Source organism: Streptomyces sp. JNUCC 64 (assembly GCF_054484115.1).
Window position 1 is genome coordinate 3,267,578 of the sequence record NZ_CM137015.1, and the last position, 25,131, is coordinate 3,292,708.

21 protein-coding genes and 1 pseudogene are annotated in these 25,131 nt (G+C 70.5%); 12 read left to right on the forward strand and 10 right to left on the reverse strand.

All coding sequences use genetic code 11. The features are described 5' to 3' along the window. Positions 1 to 161 precede the first annotated feature (161 nt). The 5 genes from ACVWNX_RS13235 to galU form a co-directional block, all read right to left on the reverse strand. Positions 162 to 857: a GNAT family N-acetyltransferase gene (locus tag ACVWNX_RS13235; protein WP_454414749.1), complete on the reverse strand. Its 696-nt coding sequence runs from the start codon at positions 855 to 857 to the stop codon at positions 162 to 164. Continuing rightward, on the reverse strand, positions 854 to 1,360 hold the full coding sequence (locus ACVWNX_RS13240; RefSeq protein WP_454414750.1) for a MogA/MoaB family molybdenum cofactor biosynthesis protein: 507 nt from the start codon (positions 1,358 to 1,360) through the stop codon (positions 854 to 856). Before ACVWNX_RS13240 ends, ACVWNX_RS13235 begins: the two co-directional genes overlap by 4 nt. Before the next feature lie 110 nt (positions 1,361 to 1,470). Continuing rightward, positions 1,471 to 1,983 (reverse strand): cyclic pyranopterin monophosphate synthase MoaC, encoded by a 513-nt coding sequence (gene moaC, locus ACVWNX_RS13245; RefSeq protein ID WP_454414116.1) that lies wholly within the window; start codon positions 1,981 to 1,983, stop codon positions 1,471 to 1,473. Between the two features lie 287 nt (positions 1,984 to 2,270). After that, positions 2,271 to 3,599 carry a molybdotransferase-like divisome protein Glp gene (gene glp, locus ACVWNX_RS13250; RefSeq protein WP_454414117.1) on the reverse strand — a complete coding sequence of 443 codons (1,329 nt, stop codon included), beginning with the start codon at positions 3,597 to 3,599 and terminating at the stop codon, positions 2,271 to 2,273. Between the two features lie 4 nt (positions 3,600 to 3,603). Next, the gene (gene galU / locus ACVWNX_RS13255; RefSeq protein WP_454414118.1) at positions 3,604 to 4,506 is read right to left on the reverse strand and encodes a UTP--glucose-1-phosphate uridylyltransferase GalU; all 903 of its coding nucleotides are present in this window, start codon (positions 4,504 to 4,506) and stop codon (positions 3,604 to 3,606) included. A 93-nt stretch (positions 4,507 to 4,599) separates the two neighbouring features. Between galU and ACVWNX_RS13260 the strand changes: the two genes are divergently transcribed. Then, positions 4,600 to 5,292: a 5-formyltetrahydrofolate cyclo-ligase gene (locus tag ACVWNX_RS13260; protein ID WP_454414119.1), complete on the forward strand. Its 693-nt coding sequence runs from the start codon at positions 4,600 to 4,602 to the stop codon at positions 5,290 to 5,292. A gap of 40 nt (positions 5,293 to 5,332) precedes the next feature. Next, complete coding sequence (locus tag ACVWNX_RS13265; protein WP_454414120.1) at positions 5,333 to 5,569, forward strand: hypothetical protein; 237 nt, start codon at positions 5,333 to 5,335, stop codon at positions 5,567 to 5,569. A 170-nt stretch (positions 5,570 to 5,739) separates the two neighbouring features. On the opposite strand, the gene ACVWNX_RS13270 is transcribed toward ACVWNX_RS13265, so the two are convergent. After that, the gene (locus ACVWNX_RS13270; protein WP_454414121.1) at positions 5,740 to 8,508 is read right to left on the reverse strand and encodes a penicillin acylase family protein; all 2,769 of its coding nucleotides are present in this window, start codon (positions 8,506 to 8,508) and stop codon (positions 5,740 to 5,742) included. Between the two features lie 226 nt (positions 8,509 to 8,734). Between ACVWNX_RS13270 and ACVWNX_RS13275 the strand changes: the two genes are divergently transcribed. The 6 genes from ACVWNX_RS13275 to ACVWNX_RS13300 all read left to right on the forward strand — a co-directional run bounded on the left by ACVWNX_RS13275 (position 8,735) and on the right by ACVWNX_RS13300 (position 15,028). Then, complete coding sequence (locus ACVWNX_RS13275; protein ID WP_454414751.1) at positions 8,735 to 10,231, forward strand: potassium/proton antiporter; 1,497 nt, start codon at positions 8,735 to 8,737, stop codon at positions 10,229 to 10,231. Positions 10,232 to 10,610: 379 nt separating this feature from the next. After that, positions 10,611 to 11,912, forward strand: a complete 1,302-nt coding sequence (locus tag ACVWNX_RS13280) for an MFS transporter (protein WP_454414122.1) — start codon at positions 10,611 to 10,613, stop codon at positions 11,910 to 11,912. Positions 11,913 to 11,979: 67 nt separating this feature from the next. Then, positions 11,980 to 12,291, forward strand: a complete 312-nt coding sequence (locus tag ACVWNX_RS13285) for an FmdB family zinc ribbon protein (protein WP_454414123.1) — start codon at positions 11,980 to 11,982, stop codon at positions 12,289 to 12,291. A 100-nt stretch (positions 12,292 to 12,391) separates the two neighbouring features. Then, positions 12,392 to 13,291 (forward strand): S-methyl-5'-thioadenosine phosphorylase, encoded by a 900-nt coding sequence (locus ACVWNX_RS13290; RefSeq protein ID WP_454414752.1) that lies wholly within the window; start codon positions 12,392 to 12,394, stop codon positions 13,289 to 13,291. Positions 13,292 to 13,915: 624 nt separating this feature from the next. Further along, complete coding sequence (locus tag ACVWNX_RS13295; protein ID WP_454414124.1) at positions 13,916 to 14,356, forward strand: hypothetical protein; 441 nt, start codon at positions 13,916 to 13,918, stop codon at positions 14,354 to 14,356. Positions 14,357 to 14,518: 162 nt separating this feature from the next. Continuing rightward, positions 14,519 to 15,028, forward strand: a complete 510-nt coding sequence (locus ACVWNX_RS13300) for a large conductance mechanosensitive channel protein MscL (RefSeq protein WP_454414125.1) — start codon at positions 14,519 to 14,521, stop codon at positions 15,026 to 15,028. A 166-nt stretch (positions 15,029 to 15,194) separates the two neighbouring features. Here the strand turns inward: ACVWNX_RS13300 and ACVWNX_RS13305 are convergent, their stop codons facing one another. Next, positions 15,195 to 15,377 (reverse strand): hypothetical protein, encoded by a 183-nt coding sequence (locus ACVWNX_RS13305; protein WP_454414126.1) that lies wholly within the window; start codon positions 15,375 to 15,377, stop codon positions 15,195 to 15,197. Positions 15,378 to 15,634: 257 nt separating this feature from the next. Between ACVWNX_RS13305 and ACVWNX_RS13310 the strand changes: the two genes are divergently transcribed. The 3 genes and pseudogenes from ACVWNX_RS13310 to ACVWNX_RS13320 all read left to right on the forward strand — a co-directional run bounded on the left by ACVWNX_RS13310 (position 15,635) and on the right by ACVWNX_RS13320 (position 19,600). Continuing rightward, entirely contained in the window at positions 15,635 to 16,837 is a 1,203-nt protein-coding gene (locus ACVWNX_RS13310; protein WP_454414127.1) for a low temperature requirement protein A, read from the forward strand. A gap of 361 nt (positions 16,838 to 17,198) precedes the next feature. After that, positions 17,199 to 18,309: pseudogene (locus ACVWNX_RS13315) on the forward strand (P1 family peptidase). 541 nt (positions 18,310 to 18,850) lie between these two features. Continuing rightward, positions 18,851 to 19,600 (forward strand): DUF6227 family protein, encoded by a 750-nt coding sequence (locus ACVWNX_RS13320; RefSeq protein WP_454414128.1) that lies wholly within the window; start codon positions 18,851 to 18,853, stop codon positions 19,598 to 19,600. Positions 19,601 to 19,733: 133 nt separating this feature from the next. Here the strand turns inward: ACVWNX_RS13320 and ACVWNX_RS13325 are convergent, their stop codons facing one another. Beyond that, positions 19,734 to 20,171: a hypothetical protein gene (locus ACVWNX_RS13325; RefSeq protein ID WP_454414129.1), complete on the reverse strand. Its 438-nt coding sequence runs from the start codon at positions 20,169 to 20,171 to the stop codon at positions 19,734 to 19,736. 592 nt (positions 20,172 to 20,763) lie between these two features. Beyond that, positions 20,764 to 22,266 (reverse strand): MFS transporter, encoded by a 1,503-nt coding sequence (locus ACVWNX_RS13330; RefSeq protein ID WP_454414753.1) that lies wholly within the window; start codon positions 22,264 to 22,266, stop codon positions 20,764 to 20,766. Positions 22,267 to 22,551: 285 nt separating this feature from the next. Between ACVWNX_RS13330 and ACVWNX_RS13335 the strand changes: the two genes are divergently transcribed. Further along, positions 22,552 to 23,538 (forward strand): helix-turn-helix transcriptional regulator, encoded by a 987-nt coding sequence (locus ACVWNX_RS13335; protein WP_454414130.1) that lies wholly within the window; start codon positions 22,552 to 22,554, stop codon positions 23,536 to 23,538. Between the two features lie 471 nt (positions 23,539 to 24,009). Here the strand turns inward: ACVWNX_RS13335 and ACVWNX_RS13340 are convergent, their stop codons facing one another. After that, positions 24,010 to 25,020 (reverse strand): sigma-70 family RNA polymerase sigma factor, encoded by a 1,011-nt coding sequence (locus ACVWNX_RS13340; RefSeq protein ID WP_454414131.1) that lies wholly within the window; start codon positions 25,018 to 25,020, stop codon positions 24,010 to 24,012. Between the last annotated feature and the right edge of the window lie 111 nt (positions 25,021 to 25,131).

Below are 25,131 nucleotides of genomic sequence, written 5' to 3' on the forward strand. Positions count from 1 at the left end.
GTGTTTGCGTGGGGGCATCCGCCAATTGGGGCGGTGTGTCGCACGATCTGGCTCATATTCCGAACTTTTTTTGCGACTGATGCGATGAGCGGCCTGATGGGCGAGAGGAATTACCCCACTTGGCACCCTTCGGTAAGCACGATCGAATCAAATTCGAACGTTTATTCAATTCTTGAGGTGCCCGAAGCGTCCGGCGGTTCCCACGGCGACCCGAAGGCGTTCTCCGGAGAGGCCCCCCGGGCGGCGCGGGCCCGCGCGCGGTGCCAGCGGGGCACCAGCCCCTCCGGCACCTCCTCCGCCGTCAACGCGAACACCAAGTGGTCCCGCCAGGCGCCGTCGATGTGCAGGAACCGGGGACGCAGCCCCTCCTCACGGAACCCGAGCTTCTCGACGACCCGGCGGCTGGGCACGTTCTCCGGCCGGATGCAGACCTCCACCCGGTGCAGCCCCACCTTGCGGAAACAGTGGTCCACGGTGAGCGCCAACGCCGTCGGCATCACCCCTCGGCCCGCGACGCCCTCGTCGACCCAGTAGCCGACGTGCCCCGAGCACATCGACCCCCAGGTGATGCCCGCGACGGTCAACTGCCCGACCAGCCGCCCCTGGTACTCGATGACGAACGGCAGCATCCGGCCCGCGTTGGCCTCGGCCCGCAGATGACGGACCATCTGCCGGTAGGTGGGCCGGTGCACGACCGGACCGCTGGGGGTGGGCGGCGGGATGGTCGCCTCCCACGGACGCAGCCAGTCCCGGTTGCGCCGGTTGACCTCGCGCCACGCCCGCTGGTCGCGCAGCTTTATCGGACGGAGGGTGACGTCGCCGTCGACCAGTTCGACGGGCCAGGCGGGGCTGTTCAGCGTGGGCTCCCGGTCGGTCCGGCGTCCGGCGCGGAGGCGGACGCCGGGTGGTCGCCGCCGCGCAACTGGTCCACGGCGTGCGTGAGGAGCGGCTCCAGCACCGCCAGCCCGTCCCGCACGCCGCCGGTGGACCCCGGCAGGTTGACGATGAGGGTGCGGTCCGCGACCCCGGCGATGCCCCGGGACAGCGCGGCGGTGGGGACCTTCCGGTGGCCGTGCGCGCGGATCGCCTCCGCGATGCCCGGCACCGTGCGGTCGATGACCCGGGCGGTCGCCTCGGGGGTGCGGTCGGTGGGCGAGACGCCCGTGCCGCCCGTGGTGAGGATCACGTCGTGACGGGCCGCCACGCCCGCTCTGAGCGCCTCTTCGACTGGGTCGCCGTCCGGGACCACCCGGGGGCCCTCCACGGCGAACCCGAGGGCCTTGAGCGCCTCCACGATGACCGGGCCGCCCCGGTCCGGGTAGACCCCCGCGGAAGCCCGCCCGGAGGCGGTCACCACCAGTGCCCGGTACCCGGCTCCGTCTCCGGCGTCACCAGGGGCGTCGCCGGGGACACCGTCGGGGGTGGGCGCGAGGTCCGTCGCGGGCCGTGTCGGCCCGTCGGGGGCGGCCGTCACGACCGGCCCCAGTCGCCCGAAGCGCCGCCGGTCTTCTCCTCGACGCGCACCTCCGTGATGACGGCGCCCTTGTCGACCGCCTTCACCATGTCGACGACGGTGAGCGCGGCGACCGTCACGGCGGTCAGCGCCTCCATCTCGACCCCCGTCCGGTCGGTGGTGCGCACCGTGGCCGCGATCTCCACGGCGTCGTCCGCCACCGTCAGGTCCACCGCCACCCCGGACAGCGCGAGGGGGTGGCACAACGGGACGAGGTCCGGGGTGCGCTTGGCGCCCATGATGCCCGCGATCCGGGCGGTGGCGAGCGCGTCGCCCTTGGGCACGCCCTCCCCGCGCAACAGCGCGACCACCCGGGGGTTCACGAGGACCCGTCCGCTGGCCCGCGCGGTGCGGGTGGTGACCGCCTTCGCGGAGACGTCGACCATACGGGCCGCGCCCGCCGCGTCGATGTGGGTGAGACGGCCCTCTTCGGAGGGGCCGGGGGTGTCCCCCCGGGGATTGGCGGTCATGCGCTGCGACGCTCCCGGTCCGGGCCCCCGCGGCACGGCGCGGGGCAGGTGTGCGCGCTACCGTACCGCGCTCCCGGCGGAGACCTCCCTCCAGGACCCGCGTCTGCCCGAACGGCGCCCCTCAGAGCGCGCCGTTCCCGTTACGCGCCCTCCCGCGCGCGTGCCGCTCCGGTCTCCGTGACGCCGAGGGTGGAGCGAGTGCCGTCCCCGACCCCACGCGCGTGCGGCTCCGTTCCCGTCCGCTCCGGTTCACCGCTGGCCCGGCTCGCCCTGTTCCTCTTCGCCGTTCACGAGAGCACGACGACGTCCACCTCGGTACCGGGTTCCACCGAGGTCACCTCGCTCGGGACGACGATCAACGCGTCCGCGTGCGCCAGGGCGGCCACCAGGTGCGAACCCGCCCCGCCCACCGGAACCACCTCACCGCTGTCCGCGTCGTGGCGCCCCCGGAGGTACTGGGCGCGCCCGGCGGGCGACGACAACGTCCGGTCGGCGCGCAGTACCGCGCGCGTGGTGGGCCAGTGCAGGTCCTCCAGCCCCATCAGGGCACGGATCGCGGGCCGGACGAACAGCGCGAAGGACACGTACGACGACACGGGGTTGCCGGGCAGCGCCAGCAGGGGGGTGTGCTCGGGGCCGACGGAACCGAAGCCCTGCGGTTTGCCGGGCTGCATGGCGAGCACCCGGAAGTCGACGCCGCCGCCGGGCCCGTCCTCGTCGCCGAGGGCGGAGAGGGCCTCCTTGACGACGTCGTAGGCACCCACGCTGACACCGCCCGAGGTGACCACCAGGTCGGCGCGGACGAGTTGGTCCTCGATGGTGGACCGGAGCGTGTCGGCGTCGTCGGTGACGGCGCCCACCCGGTAGGCGATCGCCCCCGCCTCGCGCGCGGCGGCCGTCAGGGCGTAGCTGTTGGAGTCGTAGATCTGACCGTCGCGCAGCCGCTCGCCCGGCTGGACGAGTTCGCTGCCGGTGGAGAGCACCACCACGCGCGGACGGGGCCGGACGCGCACCGCGCCCCGTCCGATCGCGGCGAGCAGGGCGATCTGCGGGGGGCCGAGCACCGTCCCGGCCGCCAGGGCGAGGTCACCGGCGCGGACGTCGTCGCCCTGTGCGCGGACGTGCGCCCCGGGGCCCGCCGCCCGGTACACCCGCACCTGGCCGAAGGCGCCCTCGGGGGCCTCGCTACGGGCCCGCATCCCGGTGACCGGTCCGCCGCCGAGGCCCCCGTCGGTCCACTCGACGGGGACGACGGCCTCGGCGCCGGGCGGCAGGGGCGCGCCGGTCATGATGCGCGCCGCCTCACCGGGGGCCACCGTGAGACGGCCCCCCTGTCCCGCGGCGACGTCGCCGACCACGGTGAGCACCGCCGGGAACTCCTCGCCCGCGCCCGCGACGTCGGCCACCCGGACCGCGTACCCGTCCATGGAGCTGTTGTCGAACGGCGGGAGCGACATCGGCACCACGACGTCCTCGACGAGGACACAGCCCTGCGCGTCGAGGAGGGGCAGTTCGATGGGTTCCAGGGGACGGACGGCCCGGAGGACGTCCTCCAGGTGCTCGGTCACCGTCCAGACGCGGTCCGGGCCGGTGGGGTCGGTGGTCGTGCCGCTCAAATCGCTACATCTCCTCGGTGACGTAACTGCGAAGCCAGGTCCGGAACTCCGGCCCCAGGTCTTCACGTTCGCACGCGAGTCTGACAATGGCACGCAGGTAGTCGCCACGGTCGCCGGTGTCATAGCGGCGGCCCTTGAAGACGACGCCGTGCACCGGACCGCCGGCCTTCTCGTCCTGAGCGAGCTGCTGGAGGGCGTCGGTGAGCTGGATCTCACCGCCTCGACCGGGCTCGGTTCTGCGGAGTATCGCGAAGACGTGGGGGTCGAGCACGTACCGCCCGATGACCGCGAAGTTGCTGGGGGCGTCCGCCGGGTCGGGCTTCTCGACCAGACCCGTGACCTTGACGACGTCCTCCTCGCCGGTGACCTCCACGGCGGCGCAGCCGTAGAGGTGGACCTGCTCGGGAGCGACCTCCATCAGGGCGACGACACTGCCGCCGTGCTGCTCCTGGATCTCGACCATGCGGGCGAGCAGCGGGTCCCGGGGGTCGATGAGGTCGTCGCCGAGCAGGACCGCGAAGGGCTCGTCGCCCACGTGGGGGGCGGCGCACAGGACGGCGTGACCGAGGCCCTTGGGGTCGCCCTGCCGCACGTAGTGCATGGTGGCCAGGTCGCTGGACTCCTGGACCTTCGCGAGCCGGGCCTGGTCGCCCTTCTTGGTGAGGGCTTCCTCCAGCTCGTAGTTGCGGTCGAAGTGGTCCTCCAGGGGGCGCTTGTTGCGCCCGGTGACCATCAGGACGTCGTCCAGTCCTGCGGCCGCCGCTTCCTCGACCACGTACTGGATGGCCGGCTTGTCCACCACCGGCAGCATCTCCTTGGGAGTGGCCTTGGTGGCGGGCAGGAAGCGGGTACCGAGGCCCGCGGCGGGGATCACTGCCTTGGTGATCCTGGAGTGCGACTGAGTCATGGGCGTCACCCTAACCGGTGGCATTGTAGGGATTCCGTAGCTCCGCATAAGCGATCCGCATATGAGAAGACATGAAAGGTATGCACACTCACCATGAGCGTGACCAACAGCGGCGCCGAGCCTGACAAGCGCGGTTTGCGACGCAGGGTCCTCGGCATGAGGAGCGCGTTGCCAGAGGGTGACGTCGAGAAGACGTCCCTGGTTCTCGCCTCCCGCGCGCGTGAACTCACCGAACTCGCCCGGGCGCGCACCGTGGCCGCCTACGTGTCCGTCGGCAGCGAACCGGGCACCCTCCCCCTCCTCGACGAGCTCCACGCGCGCGGGGTGCGCGTCCTGCTGCCCGTCCTCCTGGAGGACAACGACCTCGACTGGGGGCGCTACGAAGGGCCGGAGTCCCTCACCGGTGTCCGCCGCGCGGGCCGGATGACCCTGTGGGAGCCGCACGGCCCCCGGCTCGGTCCCGACGCCGTCCTGGCCGCCGACGTGGTGCTGCTGCCGGGCCTCGCGGTGGACGGCCGGGGCACGCGTCTGGGCCGGGGCGGCGGCTCGTACGACCGCGTCCTGACCCGTCTGGAGCGCTCGGGGGCCGACCCGGCCCTGGTGGTGCTGCTGTACGACGCCGAGGTCGTCCCCCGGGTGCCGGGTGAGCCGCACGACCGGCCGGTGCACGCCGTGGTGACCCCGTCCGGGGTGACCAGGTTCCGCGAGCCGGACGCACACGGTTCGCCGCCCGCGCCAGGTCACCCCGAGGACACGACGGTTGACCCGGGCCGCCCGGACGGATGAGATCGCGTGCCCCCGGACGGCCGTCGGCTGTTGACCCGGTATGACGAACAAGCTCCGCATGCTCTCCACCGCCGCCGTGCTCGCCGTCGGGGCGCTGGTGCCCGGCGCGCACACCGCCACGGCTGACAGCGCGCTCGGCGCGGGCCCGGTCACCTCGGACGGGGTCGCCACCGCCGCCCAGGCCGGTCTGGAGGTGCTCAGGACCTGCGGGCTGCCGACCGTCGCGGAACCGGCCTCCCTCGTCCAGAACTGCACCGACGGCTCGCTCGCCCGCTGATGCGCGTACCGCCGGTCCCCCTTCCCCGGCGGACGCGAAGTGGCCCCGCACCCGAAGGTGCGGGGCCACTCCCCTGTGCCGGTCCGGTCGCCCTCGCCGCGCGCGGACGCCGGTACGGCGGTGTCCGCCGTGGTCGGGCGCCGGTGGGGCTCACCGGCGCCCGGAGCGTCTCAGGGACGCAGGGACAGCGTGTCCCGGGTGACCTCGTCGACGGCCTTCTCGGAGAACGCCCAGTCGAGCAGTTCACCCCGGGCCCACTTGTCGGTCTGGTCGGTGTAGTGCGCGTTGTAGGCGTGGCCCGAAGCACCGGTCAGGTTGATCCACTTGGACTTGTCCAGGTCGTCGAGGTTGACGACCATGCGCATCGACGGCACCCAGATGACGTCGTAGCCGCCCGCCGCGTTCCAGCCGGTCGCGTTGACCGCCGCCTCGCCGCCGCCGAGGTTCCAGGGCCCGCGGTTGAGGGCGAACTTCAGGAAACCGGGGCCTTCGGTGCCCAGCGTCTGGTTCTCCAGCGTCAGCTGGTGCAGACGGCCCCAGCTCCAGGTGTCGATGTCCTTGCCGAGCTCGGCGGTCAGCTCCCAGCGCGCGTCCTCCAGGGCCCGCGCGAACAGCTGGTCACGGGCGGTGGTCTCCTTGTCGTTGCCGGACTTCGGAGCCTTCCACCAGTCGTTGTCCTCGTCCTTGACGATCGCGCGGACCACCTCGAACCAGCGGTCGCCGCCGTCGGGCTGCGCGGAGTCCCCGTCCCGCTCGCCGCACTCGCGCACCCGGACGTCCTCGTCGGCCGGACCGGTGTTCTCGGCGGGCTCCACCTCCAGGCAGTCGCCCTTGGCGCGCAGTTCCCTGGGCAGCTTGTCCCCGAACGAGAGCTTGAGGATGTTGCGCCACACGGCGTTGAAGTAGGCGGCCGCGGCGGAGTCGGGGGTCTGGGTGTAGTTCCAGCCTTCCAGCAGCCGCTGTGCCTCGCGGACGTGCTTGTCGGACACGTCGATCTTGAGCAGCAGCGGCGTCAGCAGCTTGGCGATCTCGCTGCTGTCGTCGTTCTGTATCTGCCGCATGTCCTCGGTGGAGATCTTGCCGCCACCCTTGGTCTTCGACTCGATGAGGTCGTTGATGCGCTGGCTGCGCGCGCCGTAGCCCCAGTCGGTGGTCAGCGCGTGCGGGTACTTCTCGGGGTCGACGACCGCCTGGTTCGCGGTGACGATGTAGCCGCGCTCCGGGTTGTACTCGTAGGGCAGCTGGTCCTGCTTGAGGTAGCCGGTCCAGCGGTAGTCGGGGTCCCATCCGGGCGCGGGCAGCGAGCCGTCGTGGCCCTCCGCGCGGGTGGGGATCCGGCCGGGGGCCTGGTAGCCGATGTTGTTCTCGGTGTCGGCGTACACGAGGTTCTGGGAGGGCACCTCGAAGTGCTCCGCCGCGGCCCGGAACTCCTTCCAGTCCTTCGCGCGGTTGATCGCGAAGACGGCGTCCATGGACTTGCCGGGCGTCAGCGCGGTCCAGCGCAGCGACACCCCGTAGCCGTCGCCGCGGTCGGGCGCGGAGCTGCTGACGGTGGCCTTCTTGCCGACGGTGCCGAGTTCGTCGCTGCGGTCGGACAGGAGGGGACCGTTCCTGGTCTCCCTGATGGTGATCGGCTTCGACTCGCCCCCGGCGACGCGGATGGTCTCCTTGCGCGTCTTGAAGGGCACCACCTTGCCGTCGTACTGGTAGCCGTCCCCGGTGAACTTCTCCAGGTAGAGGTCGGTGACGTCGGCGCCGAGGTTGGTCAGGCCCCAGGAGATGTCCTGGTTGTGGCCGATGACCACGCCGGGGAGCCCGGCGAAGGTGAACCCGGAGGTGTCGAACTGGCAGCTCTTGGAGACGTCCCGGCAGTGCAGGCCCATCTGGTACCAGACGGACGGCAGCTGGGGGGACAGGTGCGGGTCGTTGGCGAGCAGCGGCTTGCCGGTGATCGTGTGGCGCCCGGAGACCACCCACGAGTTGGACCCGATGCCGTTGCCGTTGGGGCCGAACACGGCCGGGATGCCGTCGAGCACCTCGGAGAGGCCCGCGAGCTGGCTCTGGAGGCCCTCGGGCGCCTGGGAGCCTCCCGCGAGGCCCGTTCCCGCCGCCGCGCCGCCCTGCTGGCCGGTCTGGGGCTGACTGGTGCCCTTGGGCTGGTACGTGCCGCTCGTGGCGTCGTAGGCGCCCTCCTGGACGATCGGCTTGTTCCGGTCGTAGGGGTAGCCGGGGTAGAGGTCCTTGATCTGCGAGGGACCGAGACGGCTGGTCATCAGGGAGCGGTCGATCTCGTCCTGCATGTTGCCGCGCAGGTCCCAGGCCATCGCCTTGAGCCAGGCCACCGAGTCGACCGGGGTCCAGGGCTCGGGCCTGTAGTCGTTGGTGAAGTCGAGGGCGGCGTACTCCAGGGAGATCTCCTTGCCCTCCTTGCCCTTCAGATAGGCGTTGACGCCCTTGGCGTACGCCTGGAGGTACTTCTTGGTGTCCGGGGCGAGCTTGGAGTCGTACTCCTCCTGTGCGACCCGGTGCCAGCCGAGCGTGCGCAGGAACTCGTCCGTCTCGACCTGGCTCTCGCCGAACATCTCGGAGAGCCGCCCGGAGGTGGTGTGCCGCCGGACGTCCATCTCCCAGAAGCGGTCCTGCGCCTGCACATAACCCTGGGCCATGAACAGGTCCTCGTCCGACGAGGCGTAGATCCGCGGGATCCCGTTGCCGTCGCGCTTGACGTCGACGGGGCCGGCGAGACCGGCGAGCTTGATGGAGCCCTTGGTCTGCGGGAAGGAGGCACGGACCGTGCTCACGCCCCAGTACCCGCCGAAGCCCACACCGGCCACGACGGCCAGCACCAGCACGATGACGAACAAACGGCCTTTCCGGCTCTTCTTCCTGACGGACCTGTCGGCCTGCTGGCCGGAGGAGGCGGTGGTGTTGGCGGGCATCGCTGTCCTTGCTGTCCTTCGCGAGCGTCAGGGCGGTCAATCATGCGGTGCGATCACAGGAGGGCGTTCAAGGGAACGCTGAGCCAACCATAGGCGCAGGGCACGGGCGAGCCGGACGCGGAGTCAGGAAGCACGGTGCGACGACCATACGAGCGCGTCAAGGAAGCGTTAACGATTAGGTAAGGTAACGAAGTACCTAGACGTACGTGCAGAAAGGATTCGGCCACTGACCGTCCACCACCTCAACCAGCTCCTGCTCGTCTGCTCACTGGTCCTGCTGATCGCGGTGGCGGCCGTACGGATCTCTTCCCGCAGCGGGCTGCCGAGCCTGCTCGTCTACCTCGGCATCGGCGTCGCCATGGGCCAGGACGGCATCGGCAACGTCAGCTTCAACAACGCAGAGTTGACCCAGGTCATCGGGTACGCGGCCCTCGTCGTGATCCTCGCGGAAGGCGGCCTGGGAACGAAGTGGAAGGAGATCAAACCCGCCCTTCCGGCCGCCGCCGTCCTCTCGACGGTCGGCGTGGCCGTGAGCGTCGGCATCACGGCCGCGGCGGCGCACTACCTGGTCGGGCTGGAATGGCGGCAGGCACTGATCATCGGTGCGGTGGTGTCCTCAACGGACGCCGCGGCCGTCTTCTCCGTGCTCCGCAAGGTGCCGCTCCCCTCCCGCGTGAACGGCGTCCTGGAGGCCGAATCCGGCTTCAACGACGCCCCCGTGGTCATCCTGGTCGTCGCGTTCTCGACCGCCGGTCCCATCGAGGACTGGTACGTCCTCCTCGGCAAGATCACCCTGGAACTGGCCATCGGCGCGGCCATCGGCATCGCGGTCGGCTTCGTGGGGGCCTACGCCCTGCGTCACGTGGCCCTGCCCGCGTCCGGCCTCTACCCGATCGCCGTCATGGCCATCGCGGTCACCGCCTACGCGGCGGGCGCGCTCGCCCACGGAAGCGGCTTCCTCGCCGTGTACCTCGCCGCCATGGTGCTCGGCAACGCCCGGCTGCCGCACTGGCCCGCCACCCGGGGCTTCGCCGAGGGGCTCGGCTGGATCGCGCAGATCGGGATGTTCGTCCTCCTCGGCCTGCTGGTCACCCCCCACGACCTCGCCGACGACATCCTGCCCGCGATCGTCATCGGGCTCGTCCTGACGGCCGTCGCACGGCCGCTGGAGGTCATCGTCAGCCTGCTGCCCTTCCGGATGCCCTGGCAGGAGAAGGCTCTGATGTCCTGGGCGGGGCTCCGGGGCGCGGTCCCGATCATCCTGGCGACCATCCCCATGGTGAACGGCGTCGAGGACAGCCGCAGGATCTTCAACATCGTCTTCGTCCTGGTGGTCGTCTACACGCTCGTCCAGGGGCCCACCCTGCCCTGGCTGGCCCGCAAGCTCCGGCTGGGCGACGACGCCGAGGCGGCCGACCTAGGGGTCGAATCGGCGCCTCTGGAGCAGCTGCGCGGCCATCTGCTGTCCCTGAAGATCGCCAAGGGGTCCCGGATGCACGGCGTCGAGGTCGACGAACTGCGCCTCCCGGCCGGTTCCGCGGTCACCCTCGTCGTGCGCGACGGAAAGTCCTTCGTCCCCCTGCCGACGACCGTGCTGCGCCACGGGGACGACCTCCTCGTCGTCGCGACCGACCCGGTGCGGGACGCGGCGGAGGCGCGACTGCGCGCGGTCGGCCAAGGGGGCAAGCTGGCGAGCTGGCTGGGAACGGGAACGGGACGCTGACGCATCCGGTGCGGGGCGCCCGACGCCCCGCACCGGATGGAGGCGGAGCACGTGCCCCGGCCGACGGAACGGCGCGGGCGGGGCGCGTACACGAGCGCGTGGGGTAGCAAGCACGAGCGGGCGCGCGGAAGCGGCGAGCACGGTGACTGGTGCCTCATCCGCACCCACTGCCCATCAGCGATTCCGCCTGTACGATGCTTGAACACTTCTGATCGAACCGACTCTGCCTGATGCAGAGCTGACGCGACCGTATGGCGGCCGGCCGTCACGACGCCCCGATGGCGGACGACCTGGTATCTACCGCAGTTCTGCGCAAGAGGACAGCTCTCGGCAACCCCGCGTGACGGGGGTGTCACCAGGTAGCAGAAAGGCAAGGGCCGTGGCACCCACGGTCACGTCGAAGCCCGTCCGCCCGGGCTACGGACAACTTCTGCGCACCCCCGGAGCGTGGACGTTCCTGCTTCCCGGCTTCGCGGCGCGTCTGCCGTTCGCGATGCTGATCATCTCGATCGTCCTGCTGGTCCAGGACACCACGGACTCCTACGGGATCGCCGGCGCGGTCTCGGCGGTCACCGGTGTCTCCATGGCACTGTTCGCGCCCGTGAGCGGCAAGTACGCCGACCGTTTCGGCCAGCGCGCCGTGCTCGTTCCCGTCGTCCTGCTGCACACGGCGTCCGCCGTCACGCTGACGACACTCGCGCTGACCGACGCCCCCGTGTGGACCCTGTTCGCCGCCGCCGTACCGACCGGCGCCTCGGTACCGCAGGTCGGTCCCATGGTGCGCGCCCGGTGGGGCGTCAAGCTCCACGGGTCGCCCCTCATGACCACGGCGGCGGCTTTCGAGTCCGTCACCGACGAGCTGACCTTCGTCCTGGGCCCGCTGTTCGCCACCACCTTGTGCACCTCGGTGCACCCGGCGGCCGGACTGTTCACCGAGGCGGGGCTCACCCTGGTCGGTGGTCTGCTGTTCGCCGCGCAGAAGGCCACCCAGCCCGTGCCGTCCCGCCACGCGGGTGCGACGGACATCACCACGAACGACGGTCCCGCGCGCGTGGAGCACGTTTCCGCTCTCCGTGTGCCGGGCGTGCGCGTCCTGGCGATCGCCTTCGTCGGCATCGGAACGGTCTTCGGCGGCCTCCAGGTCTCTCTGGCCGCCTACACCGAGTCCATCGGCGAGCCCGGGCTGACCGGTGTCCTGTACGGCGTCTTCGCCGGGGGCAACATGCTCGCGGGCATCGTCTGCGGCGCCGTCGCGTGGAAGTCCGCGCCCCACCACCGTCTCGTCCTCGGTTACGTCGCGCTGGCCGTCACCACCTCGGGCCTGTGGGCCGCCCAGTCCCCCGTCCTGCTCGCCGGACTGGGCCTCCTCATCGGTATGAGCATCGCGCCGGGGCTGGTGACCGGCTACACCCTCGTCGAACAGCTCGTCCCGGCCACCGCGCGGACCGAGGCGTTCACGCTGCTGACCGCGGCGGTCGCGCTGGGGCAGGCGGCGGCCGTCACCCTCGCCGGGCAGCTGGAGGACCGGGCCTGGGACGGCGCCGGATTCCTGGTGCCGTTGGCGGGCACCACCCTGGCCCTGCTGGTCGTGGTGGCGCTGCGTTCCCGGCTCGCGCCACCCTCCGCCGGGCGGACCGTGGCGCGTGGCGTGGGTCACCGCACTCCAGTGTCGGTGGACTGATTCCACGGAATACGTCACTATGGACCGTCGTTAGCACTCATCGAGTGAGAGTGCCAGGAGGAAGCAAGTGCCGACGTACCAGTACCAGTGCACCGAGTGCGGCGAGGGTCTTGAAGCGGTGCAGAAGTTCACCGACGACGCCCTGACCGAGTGCCCCGGCTGCGGTGGCCGCCTCAAGAAGGTGTTCTCCGCCGTCGGCATCGTCTTCAAGGGGTCCGGCTTCTACCGCAACGACAGCCGCGGCTCCTCGTCGAGCAGCTCGCCCGCCGCCACGACGAAGTCGTCCGCCTCGACCGGGTCCGGTTCCTCGGACTCCGGCAGCTCGTCGGCGGCTTCCACGTCGACCTCCACGAGCACCAGCAAGTCCTCCGCCGCCTGACCCCGTCGGGCCGCGACAAGCACCTCACAGAGGACCCCGCGTCAAGGACGCGGGGTCCTCTGGCGTGCCCGACCCGGCTACTGTGCGGATCATGGCTGACATGGCGAACACGGCGGCACCGTCCCCGGAGGCGCTCACGGAGAGCGCGCGACCGGACACCGACCCGCAGGCGCGGGCCGAGATCGGCGTCATAGGCGGATCAGGTTTCTACTCCTTCCTCGACAACGTGACCGAAGTGCACGTCGACACTCCCTACGGCGCCCCGAGCGACGCGTTGTTCATCGGCGAGGTCGCCGGAAGGCGGGTCGCCTTCCTCCCCCGACACGGTCGAGGTCACCACCTGCCGCCGCACCGCATCAACTACCGGGCCAACCTCTGGGCGCTCCGCTCGGTCGGGGTACGGCAGGTGCTCGCGCCCTGCGCGGTCGGAGGGCTGCACGCCGCGTACGGCCCCGGCACGCTCCTGGTCCCCGACCAGCTGGTGGACCGGACCAAGTCCCGCGCGCAGACCTTCTTCGACGGCGCCCCCCGCCCTGACGGAACCGTCCCGAACGTCGTCCACCTCTCGTTCGCCGACCCGTACTGTCCCTCCGGCCGCAAGACGGCCGTGAAGGCGGCCCGGGGCCGCGACTGGGAGCCGGTGGACGGCGGAACACTGGTGGTGATCGAAGGCCCTCGGTTCTCCACCCGGGCGGAGTCCCGGTGGCACGCCGCGCAGGGCTGGTCCGTCGTCGGGATGACCGGCCACCCGGAAGCCGTGCTCGCACGCGAGCTGGCCCTCTGCTACACGTCGATGGCCCTGGTGACCGACCTGGACGCCGGAGCGGAAACCGGCGACGGAGTTTCGCACGAGGAGGTCCTCACGGTCTTCGCCTCGAACGTCGACCGACTGCGGGAGGTCCTCTTCGACGCGGTCGCCGGACTCCCGGAGACCGGCGACCGCGACTGCCTCTGCACGACCGCCCTGACGGGAACGGACCCGGGCATCGAGCTGCCGTAGCCGAGGCCGCCCGTCCGGCGCGTGGGCCCGTCACACGCGCCGGACCGGCCCGGTGCCTCACCCCGCGGCCTCAGCCCGGCATCGGGCCGGGCTCCCTGTCGGTCTCCATCGACGGGTGGGAAGACGCGGCCGACCGGGCAGCAGCGCCGCATCCCCTCGGGGCCGAGAACCGGGAAGGCCGAGGCCGGCGGGCAAGGCGGACGGCAAAGCCGGGGCAGACCGGCGAACGGGCACCAGCGAACGAGGAACGACTCGTTCAGGTGAGAGAGTTATCCACAGCCATGGATCCGTCCACAGGCTTCAGCGAGCATCCGCGGAGTCCCCCAGGCTGGCAGGCGACGTGCTCCTCCTCTGCCGCTGGTGGTGACCATGCCGCTCCCTTCCTCGCCCCGTCCGCCCCTCGCCCCGCCTCCTGGCCATCGGTACACGAACGCCCCGGAGCCGCGTGCCCTCCCGCCCTCGGAGTGGACCGTCCCGCCTCCGCGCACGGCCCCGCCTGGCCTTGCCCTCTCCACCACGGACCCCGCGCCCACCCCATCCGTGCGGAGCGAAGTACCCCCGACGGCCAGGATCCCGTTCTTCCCCCCGGTGAAGGCGCGTCGCGGAGTTCCGTCCCTGAGCGGGATGGCACGCTACGGCCGACGGGCGACGATCGTGGCACTGGCGGCGACGGCCACCGCGCTGCTGACCGTCGGACCGCCCCGTTCGCCGAGCGCCACGGACGGTACCGCCGCCTCCACCGGTGAACGGACCCGCCACTCGTCCACGAACGAGGGCAGGACGGAGACGGACTGGGTCCGGGCACCGGTGCGCATCGCGGACCCGGAGGCAGCGCGGCTGCTGGAGCCCGGTGACCGCGTCGACGTCGTCACCGCGGACAGCGCGGAAGCCGGTGTCCGGGGCAGGGTCGTCGCGAACGGCGTCCGTGTAGCGGATCTGCCCGAGACCACGGACGGTACGGCGGAAGGTGGGGCCTTGGTGCTCCTCTCGGCCCCCCGTGGCACGGCAGCCCGGCTCGCGGGAGCGAGCGTCTCGTCCCGGCTGGCAGTGGTCCTGCGCCGATGATCAGCAACCGGTCACGCCACTGCCCCTTCGGACCGCGCCTCACCACGGCTTTGCGATCACTTCACCCCTTCGCGTCAACGGATTGGACAGCATGGCGGAGCCTTGTCGTAGGTTGCGGAGTTGATTGTTCCGCGAGCTGTACGTGCGAAGAAGGGCCCCCTGGTGAGCGAGAAGAAGAAGCCGAACGTCTTGGAAGGCTTCAAGGCGTTCCTCCTGCGGGGGAACGTGATCGACCTGGCGGTCGCCGTGGTCATCGGCGCCGCGTTCACGAACATCGTGAACTCCGTGGTGAAGGGCGTGATCAATCCGCTCGTCGGCGCGTTCGGCACCAAGAACCTGGACGCCTACAGCTCCTGTTTGAAGGGCCCCTGCAGCTACGACGCCAAGACGGGGACAGCGACCAGCGGCATTCCCATCATGTGGGGATCGGTTCTGAGCGCGACGCTCACGTTCGTGATCACCGCGGCGGTCGTGTACTTCCTGATGGTCCTGCCGATGTCGAAGTACCTGGCCCGTCAGGCCGACCGCAAGGCCGCCAAGGAAGGGGCACAGGAAGTCATCGAGGTGTCCGAGCTGGAGGTCCTCAAGGAGATCCGCGACGCCCTGGTGGCACAGCGCGGCTCCGGACCGGGCACGGGAGCGGGCGCCGCGCCGCAGCCCGACCGCGAGTAGCCGACCGGCAGCGACGAGCCCCGCGCGACCTGATCGGCCTTCTCGTCGATCCGTGCGCGCGGGGCTCCCGCCTGCTCGCCCACCTGCCGCCCCTCGGTGTCGGACGATGCCCGGTGACCATGCCCGACACGGCGCGGCAGGCGCTCCGGAAAGCGCGGGACTCGGCTCAGAGGTGGTGGGGAGGCTTCTCGTCGAGGAACCGCGCGAGGTCCGCGACGGCGTCACCCTGGCTCGCCGACCGCTCGCCCCAGCCACGGTCCGTGTCATCGGACGACTGCTGCGACAACGGGTCGTCGAAGATCAGCGCGTGCTTGGGGTCACGGGGCTCGGGCGCCGGACTGGTACTCATGCGTCCAGCGTACGCGGGGGACGCCGACCACCGTCCGTCCTGCGAAGACGCTCCTCCCCGTCCGCACGACGACCGGCCCACGCCGCAGGGAGAAGGCTTCCACCGTGACGACCCGGACACCCTAGGTCGCCCGAGCGCTCGACCGCGCCGCGACGGCAGGACCACGGAACCAGCGTCGGCCCACGTAAGGCCGTATCCGAGGCGACACGGAAGCCGCACACGGCCGGAAGGCCGCCTGGGTCTGCTGTGCTGCTGGCATGACCTCCTCCACCCCTCCGGCAGCGGCCGGAACCCCGCTGCGCCCCATGATCGCCCGCGGGCGGGACGAGGCACACCGCGTGGCGTCCCCACTGGAGCTCTTCTTCGATCTGTGCTTCGTGGTGGCCGTCGCTCAGGCGGGCACGGCACTGGTGCACTCCATCGCGGAGGGCCACGTCGCGGAGGGACTGCTCTACTACGCGATGGTCTTCTTCGCCGTCTACTGGGCCTGGGTCAACTTCTCCTGGTTCGCCTCCGCCTACGACAACGACGACGCGTTGTTCAGGGTCGTCACACTGATCCAGATGGCCGGAGTGCTCGTCCTCGCGGCCGGGGTCTCACAAGCGTTCGAGCACCACTTCTTCGTCCTGTGGCTCGGCTATCTGATCATGCGTCTCGCGATGGTGAGCCAGTGGTTGAGGGCCGCGCGCGGGTGCACCGGGGACGAGCGCGCGATGGCGCTGCGGTACGCGACGGGGATCGCTCTGTGCCAGGTGGGGTGGCTGTCACTGCTGCTGCTCCCCCAGGGCGGCCGTCCATGGGCGTTCGCGGTCATGGTGGTGGCCGAGCTGTCCGTACCGGTGTTCGCCGAGCGGAAGTACCCGACGGCGTGGCATCCCCACCACATCTCGGAACGGTACGGACTGTTCACCATCATCGTGCTGGGCGAGTCGATCGCGGGGGCCACCGTCGCCGTGAAGTCGGCCGTCGACGAGCACGACGCATTGGGCCGATTGATCCCCGCCTCGATCGGCAGTCTGCTGATCGTGTTCGCCGCGTGGTGGATCTACTTTGTGGTCCCGACCCAGGGGCGGCTGAAGGGCAATCGGCAGGCGTTCCTGTGGGGGTACGGCCACTACGTGGTCCTCGGGGCAGCGGCGGCGATCGGAGCGGGCACCGAGGTCTTCGTGGAACACACCGTGGGCCAGGCCCACGTCTCCCAGTTCACGGCCAGCGGGTCGGTGACGCTTCCCACGGCCGTCTACCTGCTGACCGTGTGGGCGCTGCTGGCCCGCCACCACAAGACCGGAACCGCCCAGCAGTTGGTGCTTCCCGTGTCCGCGCTACTGGTACTGGCCTGCACGTTCACCGGCCGTTGGTCAGTCCTGGCAGCCGGACTCGTCCTGACGCTGACGATCGCCGTGGGGGTGACGCTGTCAGCCCGGACCACACGTCCGTCCTCCGCCCCGGCGACCATCTGACGGCCCCGGAACGGACCGTCGCGGCGCGGAGGACAGCGGTTCCGCGCGATCGGCCTGGCAGCCCTCGGAGCACGCGGGAAAACTCGTCGCCGCGGACCTCCGCTCCGGTCCATCCCGTCGACGGGGTGAACCGCAAGGCGGGGCCATCACCTCGCGCGGTCACGAAGAACCCGATTCCCGCCCCTGCCCCTTCTCCGACACGGGGTAACTGGGTGTCCTCGCTCGGGAAGTCCGTACGCAAGCGGGTCGTAGCCCTTGTCGAGGCGGTTCGGCATCTGGTCCGCCGGGTGCGCGTACACACCAAGGGCGGCGCGTCCGACGCCTCGGCCGACGCGGTCCCGCCACGTGGTACCCAGGGAGGATGACGGAGCACACGACGGGGAGCACCTCGGAACAGGCCGGACTTCCCCCGCTGGTCAACGCACTCACCGATGTGAGGGGCCTGCGGGTCGGTCACGCGACCCTGGTGGGCGACGGCTTCCTGACGGGGACAACGGTCGTCCTCGTGTCGGAAGGCGGGGTGACCGCCGCAGTCGACGTACGGGGCGGAGGCCCCGGCACGAAAGAGACGGACGCGCTGGATCCCCGTAACGCCGTCGAACGCATCGACGCGGTCGTACTCACCGGTGGCAGTGCGTACGGCCTGGACTCGGCGAGCGGGGTCATGGAGTGGTTGGAGGAGCGGGGACGAGGTGTGCGGGTCGGCCAGGACCCCTCTCACGTGGTGCCGGTAGTCCCTGCGGCGTGCGTCTTCGACCTCGGGCGCGGCGGTGACTTCCGGGCCCGGCCGAACGCGTCGACCGGCCGCGCCGCGGTCGAGGCCGCAGCGGCGGCCGAGTCGTGCGCGCCGGTGACCATCGGCACGGTGGGTGCGGGCACCGGCTGCGTTGCGGGGGGGACTCAAGGGCGGCGTGGGAACGGCCAGCATTCGGTTGCCGTCGGGGGTCGTGGTCTCGGCGCTCGTGGTGGTCAACTCAGCTGGGGCGGTCGTCGACACGCGGACGGGTGCCCTGTTCGGGGAATACTTCGACGGCAGGATCACCTACCCCGACCAGGCGGTGCACGAGCAGGCTCTGCGATCGCTCGCCGAAGCCGCCCGCAACAACCTCGCGGCCTCGGGTGGCACTTCGTCGGCCCGTCTCACCACCCCACCGTTGAACACCACTCTCGCGGTGGTGGCGACGGATGCCGGCCTGTCCCGGGCACAGGCTCACAAGCTCGCCGGTACGGCGCACGACGGGATCGCCCGAGCGGTGCGCCCTGTCCACCTACTGAACGACGGCGACACCGTTTTCGCCCTCGCGTCGGGTGAGCGCCCCCTCCCCGCACACGACCGGACGGTTCTGAACGAGATCCTTGCCGCCGGAGCGGATGTGGTGACTCAAGCGATCGTACGAGCCGTCAGAGCGGCAGAATCGATCACCGGACCGGGTGGCGTCTATCTGTCCTACATGGACTTGTACGGAAGCTGATGACTCAGGGCTGCGGCAGGCATGCCCTCTGCCCATGGCGGACTACGTCGAACCACCCGGCCAGAAGCACATGGATCGACCGAGAGGAACGAAGCACCACGCCCAGCACCACCGTGCTCTGTCCGTAGGCAGCGAAGAGCCGACCGCCAGCCGATCCCCTGGCTGGGTGAACGGTCAACCGTCCGCCGGAGGGTGGCTTCCAGCCATCCCTGGTCGCCGCTGGCCTTCCTCTGGCCTCGCGGTACCTGGTCACCCCCAACGAATCCCCTCCCCGGTCGGCCGTTCACCGAAGGGCCGACCTGTCTCATACCTGCTGTCAGGTCAGCCGTGTTGCGTCAGCCCGGTATTGACGATCGTGGCCCAGGGGAATGAGTGCTCCTTGGATGTGGATGCGAGATGGTCGCCACAGGCCAGGGACGGTGAACGGGTGGGGAACTTCCCGCACGGCTCGGACGTTTTCCCGGTTCCTGGACATGACGTCCCACAGAGGGGCTACGGTATGCACCCACGAAGTGACTAGCAGCTAACACGGGGAGGTGCCTTGAGCGGTCCGCATGAGTCGGCGCACGAGCCACCCGAGTCGTCCGAGTCTCCTGAGGAGCACCTCGCGCGACTCCTCGGGCGCGCCCTCAACTCCTTCGAGCTGCCGGACGAGACGATAAGCCGCCTCGACTGCGCACTCGCCCATGACGGTTCGCTGCACTCCGCGCACCACAGCAGGGGCCTCCACCGGGAGACCTACCGCCACACCTGGCTCCTCGCCGACGGCAGTGCGCTCACCTTGTGGGAACTGGTCCACAACACGGGCCCCGGCGGGCGAGGACAGTTGCTGCACGAGCTGTACACCGACGAGGAAGATGTGCGGACCGCGACGACCCGGCTGCCTCTTCCCGCAGAGACACCGGACTTCGAGCTGCCGGTGGTGATCCATCTGACCGCCGCGCCCCGCCCCCGGCACGAGTACGTGTCGGACGACTCGGCGGACCATGCTCGTCGTTTACTGCGTCGCGCGGAGAACACGGATCGTCCCGGCGCCGACACTGCACTGGTGCTCCAGAGCGCGTGCGCTCATCAGATCACACAGGCGTTCGGCCGCCCCCTGTCCGGCTCCGACGGTGTCATGGCGTTCGCGTTCTCCCTGTACGAGCACGCGTTCCTGCTGAGCGACGGCCGCGAGATCAGCCTGTGGGAGGTCGAGCACACGGCCACCCCCGACGGCCGCCATATGTGCGAGGTGTACCTGAGCGAGGAAGCGGCCCGCGAGGCAGTGGAACGACGCGCCTCCGCGTAGCAGGAGTTACCCACCCCGTCTTCACACACTCACAACCTGAGCAGCATGGCGCGACATGGTGGTGGGAGCGCTTCCAGTCGCCGTAGCCGCCCAGTCGCAGCCGCCGGACCAGGCTCGGAGCAGAGCCCCATGGTCACGGTTGATGCGAGCGGCCGCCCTCCCCCATCCTGCGCACCAGCTCGTCGAACACGGCACGCTCTTCTGGAGTGAGTGGCACCGTGTCGCTCGTCGGCGTGTTCTGGCGGGGCATGGCATGAAGCGACACCTGTGCCGTTCCACCCGCATGGAGATAACGCGAGCCCCGAGAGCGACACGTGCGGTGCGCGAACGCGGCCGGTCCACGCGTCTGGGCAAGGCGATCCGCTGGGGCTGTCGGATCCGACAGCGGGTGGGAGCCGTCCGCTTCTGTTCGCGGCGGAGCCGTGAGGGCATTGAGGGAAGGCTCGACCGTCACGCCTGGACGCCGCGCCCACCGCCGCAGAAGACGCACCAGGATCACCACCCACAGAGCGGCCGCCAGCACGAGGGCGGCCACCCCCACTTGCTGAAGTGATGACAGGTGCTCAGGCATGCCGACAGTAGACCTCAGGGACACGGGTTCTCAACAGGGGGTGAAGAGGATTAAGTGATCAATGAAGCACCATGTTCAACTCATATACTCCTTTATGAGGTGGGGTACGCGGTGAGCACGAAAGCCGCGGACGACTGTTCGTCGATCGCCTCACTGCCCCCGCCCCCGCAACGGCCACGATCGCCGGGGCGATGGGCCCGCCCATCGGCAGCGAGCCGGGGCCGCGAGCAAGGCCACGTCACCCTCCGTCGGGGTTATCCACAGGCTCAGCGAGATTGCGACAGCTCGACTACCGTTAGTCACGGAGATCGGCTCCATGAAGGCCGAGGTCATGACAACGGGCCAGCATCCAGGGCCTTTACGGGGGAGACAGGTCATGAGGAGCAAGTTCCTCGCGCATGCCAACCGAATGTTCGGAAGGCTCTTGGCCAGGCTGCTCGTGCTGCGGCCGCAGCACGGTCGTTCCAGGAGGAGAGCGCGGGGGCGCCAGGCCGTTTCCCCCGCACATGGAGCAGCCGCCTGGCGGACGCGGTACTCGTGTCCACCAGGCGGCCGGATCCGCTGGGCTCGCCGACAGGGTCCGACGGCACGTTCAGTGGACAAGGACCTCGCGGCTCTCCGGACCCTGCTGGGCGCCAGGGGTTTGCCCGTCAAGGGCTGCCGGGGCAGGGGTAGCCGGGTCGGCGACGTCCTCGTGCGCGGCGGATCCCGCCTCGGTTCCGGCGCCAGGGCGACGCGGCAGCAGGAACATCAGCCCGAAGATGACCAGCATGATCACGGCAACGTAGCCGAGCGCGTTCTGGAAACCCTTCGTGAACTCCTCACCCAGCGCACCGGGCGCCACCCGCTCCTCCATCGCGCCGAAGAACACCACGGAGACCAGGCCGAGCCCCAGCGCGTTGCCCATCTGCTGGACGGTGTTGATCAGCCCGGAGGCCGAACCCGCGTGCCTCCGCGGCACCCCGGACAGGACAGCGTCCGTCAGCGGGGCGACGATCAGCCCCATCCCCACGCCCATGAGGACGAGCGGCGGAACCATCTGCCAGGAGGTGATGCCCGTTCCGTAGCGGTCCGCCTCCCAGATGTAGAGGAGGACGCCCGCCGCCATGATCAGGGCACCGCTCTGGAGCACCTTGCGGCCGAAGCGCGGGACGAGCTTCTGGACCGAGACACCGGCGGCCACCGAGACCGCGAGGGAGAACGGAACCCCCGTCAGTCCGGCCCGCAAAGGGCTCCAGCCGAGCCCCACCTGCATGTAGAGGGTCCAGACCAGGAAGAAGATGCCGAGCCCAAGGCCGAACACGGTCTGTACGGCGGTACCGGCGGCGAAGCTCTTCACCCGGAACAGGGAGAGCTCGATGAGCGGGGACCCGTCCTTGCGCGCCTTGTGGCGCTCGTACGCCACCAGCGCCACGAAGACCCCGACCGCGCCGACCATCGAGAGGTAACCCCACACCGGCCAGCCGAGCTCCCGCCCGTGGGTCAACGGGTAGAGCAGCATCAGCAGTCCACCGGTGACGAGGGCGACACCGACGAGGTCGAGCTTGAGGGCCTGGGGGGCCTTCGACTCGGTGATGAACTTGCGGCCGAGGACGAGTCCGGCGATCCCGACGGGCAGGTTGATCAAGAAGATGGGCCGCCACTCCAGTCCGAAGAGGTTCCACTGGGTGAGCAGCGCACCCAGCAGGGGACCGGAGACGGCGCCCAGGCCGACGATGGCACCGAACAAACCGAAGACCTTGCCTCGTTCGTGGGTGGGGAAGGTCGCGTGAACGATGGACAGCACCTGCGGCACCATCAGGGCGGCCGTCGCGCCTTGCAGGATGCGGGCGGCGACGAGCATGTCGGGGTTGGCGGCGAGCCCGCAGAGCGCGGAGGCGGCGGTGAAGCCCGCCATGCCTATCAGGAAGACCCGCTTGCGGCCGTGGATGTCGCCCAGGCGACCACCGGTGATGAGGCCCGCCGCGAAGGCGAGTGCGTAGCCTGCGGTGATCCACTGGATATGGCTGAGGGTGGCCCCCTCGTCCCGCTGGATCGCGGGGATCGCGATGTTGACGATCGTCACGTCGACCAGGTCCATGAACGCGGCGGTCATCACGATCGCGAGGGCGAGCCAGCGTCGCCGGTCCGGCACCGTGTCGCCTGTCGTGGCTGTGGCGCCGTCCGCTTTCCCGGCGTTCCCCGAGGTCGGTCGGGTGGGTCCCGAAGGAGGTCCGTCGTCCGCGGATCGGGTTCCTCCCCTGTGCGGATGGGTGCCGGTCTCGGGGCGGGGAGTCGGCGCGGGCACCATGGCGGAAGGCGGAGTCGGTGTGCTCATGACGACCACACTAGGAAGCAATTAGGTCAGGACATGGCCTCTATCTCCGTCATCCTGGGGAGCATGACGACTGACACCCCGGCTCGGCTGCTCCAGCTCCTGTCCCTGCTGCAGACCCCCCGCGAATGGCCCGGCGGGGAGTTGGCGGAACGGTTGGGGGTGTCCCGCAGGACCGTGCGGCGGGACATCGACCGACTGCGTGACCTGGGCTATCCCGTGCAGGCGGCGCGCGGCGCGGACGGCGGCTACCGGTTGGTGGCGGGGAAGGCGTTGCCGCCGCTGGTGCTGGACGACGAGGAGGCGGTCGCCATCGCCGTGGGCCTGCGGGCGGGGGCGGGGCACGCGGTGGAGGGCGTCGAGGAGGCATCGGTACGGGCGCTGGCGAAGCTGGAGCAGGTGCTGCCCGGGCGTCTGCGGCATCGGGTGAACGTGCTCCAGTCGGCGACCGTACCTCTGACGAGCGGGGACGGCCCCACCATCCCGACCGAGACGCTGACGGTGATGGCGACGGCTGTCGCGGGCAACGAACGGCTCCGGTTCGCTTACCGGTCCGGGGACGGAACCGAGTCCCGGCGGCTGACCGAGCCGTACCGGCTCGTCTCCACGGCGCGTCGCTGGTACCTGGTGGCGTACGACGTGGAACGGACCGACTGGCGGACCTTCCGGGTGGACCGGGTCATCGGCGAGCCGTTCGCGACGGGGGCGCGCTTCACACCGAGGGAACTGCCCCAGGGGAGCGCTGCCGAGTTCCTGCGGGACCGGATACGGCCGAAGCGGACGGCGTACGGGTTCTCGGTGACGTTCGAAGCGTCCGCTGAGGCGGTGGCGTCCAGGGTGCCGGGCGTGTTCGGTACGCCGGAGCCCCTGGGCGAGAACCGGTGCGTCCTGCGGGGCAGCACCGGGGACCCGTTGGAGTGGCTGGCGTTCCGGCTGGCGGGGGCAGGGTGCCCGTTCGAGGTCGAGGGTCCGCCCGAGTTGGTGGCGACGGTACGGGAGTTGGGCGAGAGGTTCACCCGGGCCGGGGGTACGCCCTCGGGAACGGCGGGGTGAGCGCAGCCGACCGGTCCCCCGTGGAGGGCGGCGACGCCGGGAAGGTGGGGTGAGAAGGGGTGGGGCGGGGGCCGGGAAAGGGGGGAGCCCCGGCGTCGGGGGGGTGGACGCCGGGGCTCGTTCGGGGGCGGGGAACGCCGGATACGGGTCCGTCCGCTGGAGGGCGATCGTCCGCCGCTCGTGATCATGAACGTACCTCACGACCCCGGCCTTCCCGGGTATCGGGCGGGCGACGCGTCCGGATATCGCCGGATGTCCCGCTTCCGTACTCCGAAAGGCGGTGGATCGATGGCACGAGGTCACTCGAACGGTTCCCGGCTCCGTTCCCTCGCCGCTCCGGGCACGGCCGTCGCCCGCCCGGTCCGTGATGTGCCGCCCTGCCGGACAGCGCTCGCGGCACGGTGCGCCGAGCGTGACGGCCCGGGTGACGGGCTGGGTACCGGGGTCGGCCCGTCACCGTGCGGCTGGCGGTCAGGCGGCGGCGTCGAAGCCCGTGTCCCGGGCGAGCTTCTTCAGTTCGAGCAGGGCGTGCTTCTCGATCTGACGGATGCGCTCGCGGGTCAGCCCGTGTTCCTTGCCGACTTCGGTGAGGGTGCGTTCACGGCCGTCCTCGATGCCGTACCGCATCTTGATGATGGAGGCGGTGCGCTGGTCGAGGCGGCCGATGAGGTCGTCGAGTTCCTCACTGCGCAGCAGGGTGAGGACGGACTGCTCGGGGGAGACGGCGGAGGTGTCCTCCAAGAGGTCGCCGAACTGGGTCTCGCCCTCGTCGTCGACGGACATGTTCAGGGACACCGGGTCGCGGGCCCAGTCGAGGACGTCCGTGACCCGCTCGGGCGTGGAACCCAGTTCCTCGGCGATCTCCTGGGGCTCCGGCTCGCGACCCTTCTCGCGGTTGAACTCGCGCTGGACACGGCGGATGCGGCCCAGCTCCTCCACGAGGTGGACGGGGAGGCGGATGGTGCGCGACTGATCGGCTATCGAGCGGGTGATGGCCTGACGGATCCACCAGGTGGCGTACGTGGAGAACTTGAAGCCCTTGCGGTAGTCGAACTTCTCCACCGCGCGGACCAAGCCCGCGTTGCCCTCCTGGATCAGGTCGAGCAGGGGGAGGCCGCTGCGGGGGTACCGGCGGGCGACGGCGACGACGAGCCGGAGGTTCGAGCGGATGAAGACGTCCTTGGCCCGTTCACCGGCGGCGACCAGGGATTCCAGCTCCTCCGTGGAAGGGCCGTCCTTCTTCTTCGCCGTGTCGCTCTCGACCTCTCCGTCGAGGATCTGCTGGGCGTAGACACCGGCTTCGATCGTCTGCGACAGCTCGACTTCCTTGGCGGCGTCCAGCAGGGGCGTGCGGGCGATCTCGTCGAGGTACATGCCGACCAGGTCGCGATCGGCGATCTCGCCGCCTGCGACGCGAACACTGCTTGCCGTGTCGGTCCGGCCGGTGGCGGACTGACGACGGGCGACGGCACGGGTTGCCATGCGTGCTCCCTTGCTAGCGAGTGGTTCAGCGGTCCTTACGTGGCCATCTGCTCACCCTTGCGGGTGCCCAGCTTCCGAAGGAAACAACGACTGGAATCCGGACAGAATTCC

What these genes read in the sequence shown, in the direction of transcription:
- ACVWNX_RS13325 (WP_454414129.1), bottom strand. Translation starts at nt 20,171, where the DNA reads ATGCCTGAGCACCTGTCATCACTTCAGCAAGTGGGGGTGGCCGCCCTC.
- ACVWNX_RS13290 (WP_454414752.1), top strand. Translation starts at nt 12,392, where the DNA reads ATGGCGAACACGGCGGCACCGTCCCCGGAGGCGCTCACGGAGAGCGCG.
- ACVWNX_RS13310 (WP_454414127.1), top strand. Translation starts at nt 15,635, where the DNA reads ATGACCTCCTCCACCCCTCCGGCAGCGGCCGGAACCCCGCTGCGCCCC.
- ACVWNX_RS13340 (WP_454414131.1), bottom strand. Translation starts at nt 25,020, where the DNA reads ATGGCAACCCGTGCCGTCGCCCGTCGTCAGTCCGCCACCGGCCGGACC.
- ACVWNX_RS13265 (WP_454414120.1), top strand. Translation starts at nt 5,333, where the DNA reads ATGACGAACAAGCTCCGCATGCTCTCCACCGCCGCCGTGCTCGCCGTC.
- ACVWNX_RS13260 (WP_454414119.1), top strand. Translation starts at nt 4,600, where the DNA reads ATGAGCGTGACCAACAGCGGCGCCGAGCCTGACAAGCGCGGTTTGCGA.
- ACVWNX_RS13335 (WP_454414130.1), top strand. Translation starts at nt 22,552, where the DNA reads ATGACGACTGACACCCCGGCTCGGCTGCTCCAGCTCCTGTCCCTGCTG.
- ACVWNX_RS13295 (WP_454414124.1), top strand. Translation starts at nt 13,916, where the DNA reads ATGGCACGCTACGGCCGACGGGCGACGATCGTGGCACTGGCGGCGACG.
- moaC (WP_454414116.1), bottom strand. Translation starts at nt 1,983, where the DNA reads ATGACCGCCAATCCCCGGGGGGACACCCCCGGCCCCTCCGAAGAGGGC.
- ACVWNX_RS13305 (WP_454414126.1), bottom strand. Translation starts at nt 15,377, where the DNA reads ATGAGTACCAGTCCGGCGCCCGAGCCCCGTGACCCCAAGCACGCGCTG.
- galU (WP_454414118.1), bottom strand. Translation starts at nt 4,506, where the DNA reads ATGACTCAGTCGCACTCCAGGATCACCAAGGCAGTGATCCCCGCCGCG.
- ACVWNX_RS13270 (WP_454414121.1), bottom strand. Translation starts at nt 8,508, where the DNA reads ATGCCCGCCAACACCACCGCCTCCTCCGGCCAGCAGGCCGACAGGTCC.
- ACVWNX_RS13330 (WP_454414753.1), bottom strand. Translation starts at nt 22,266, where the DNA reads ATGACCGCCGCGTTCATGGACCTGGTCGACGTGACGATCGTCAACATC.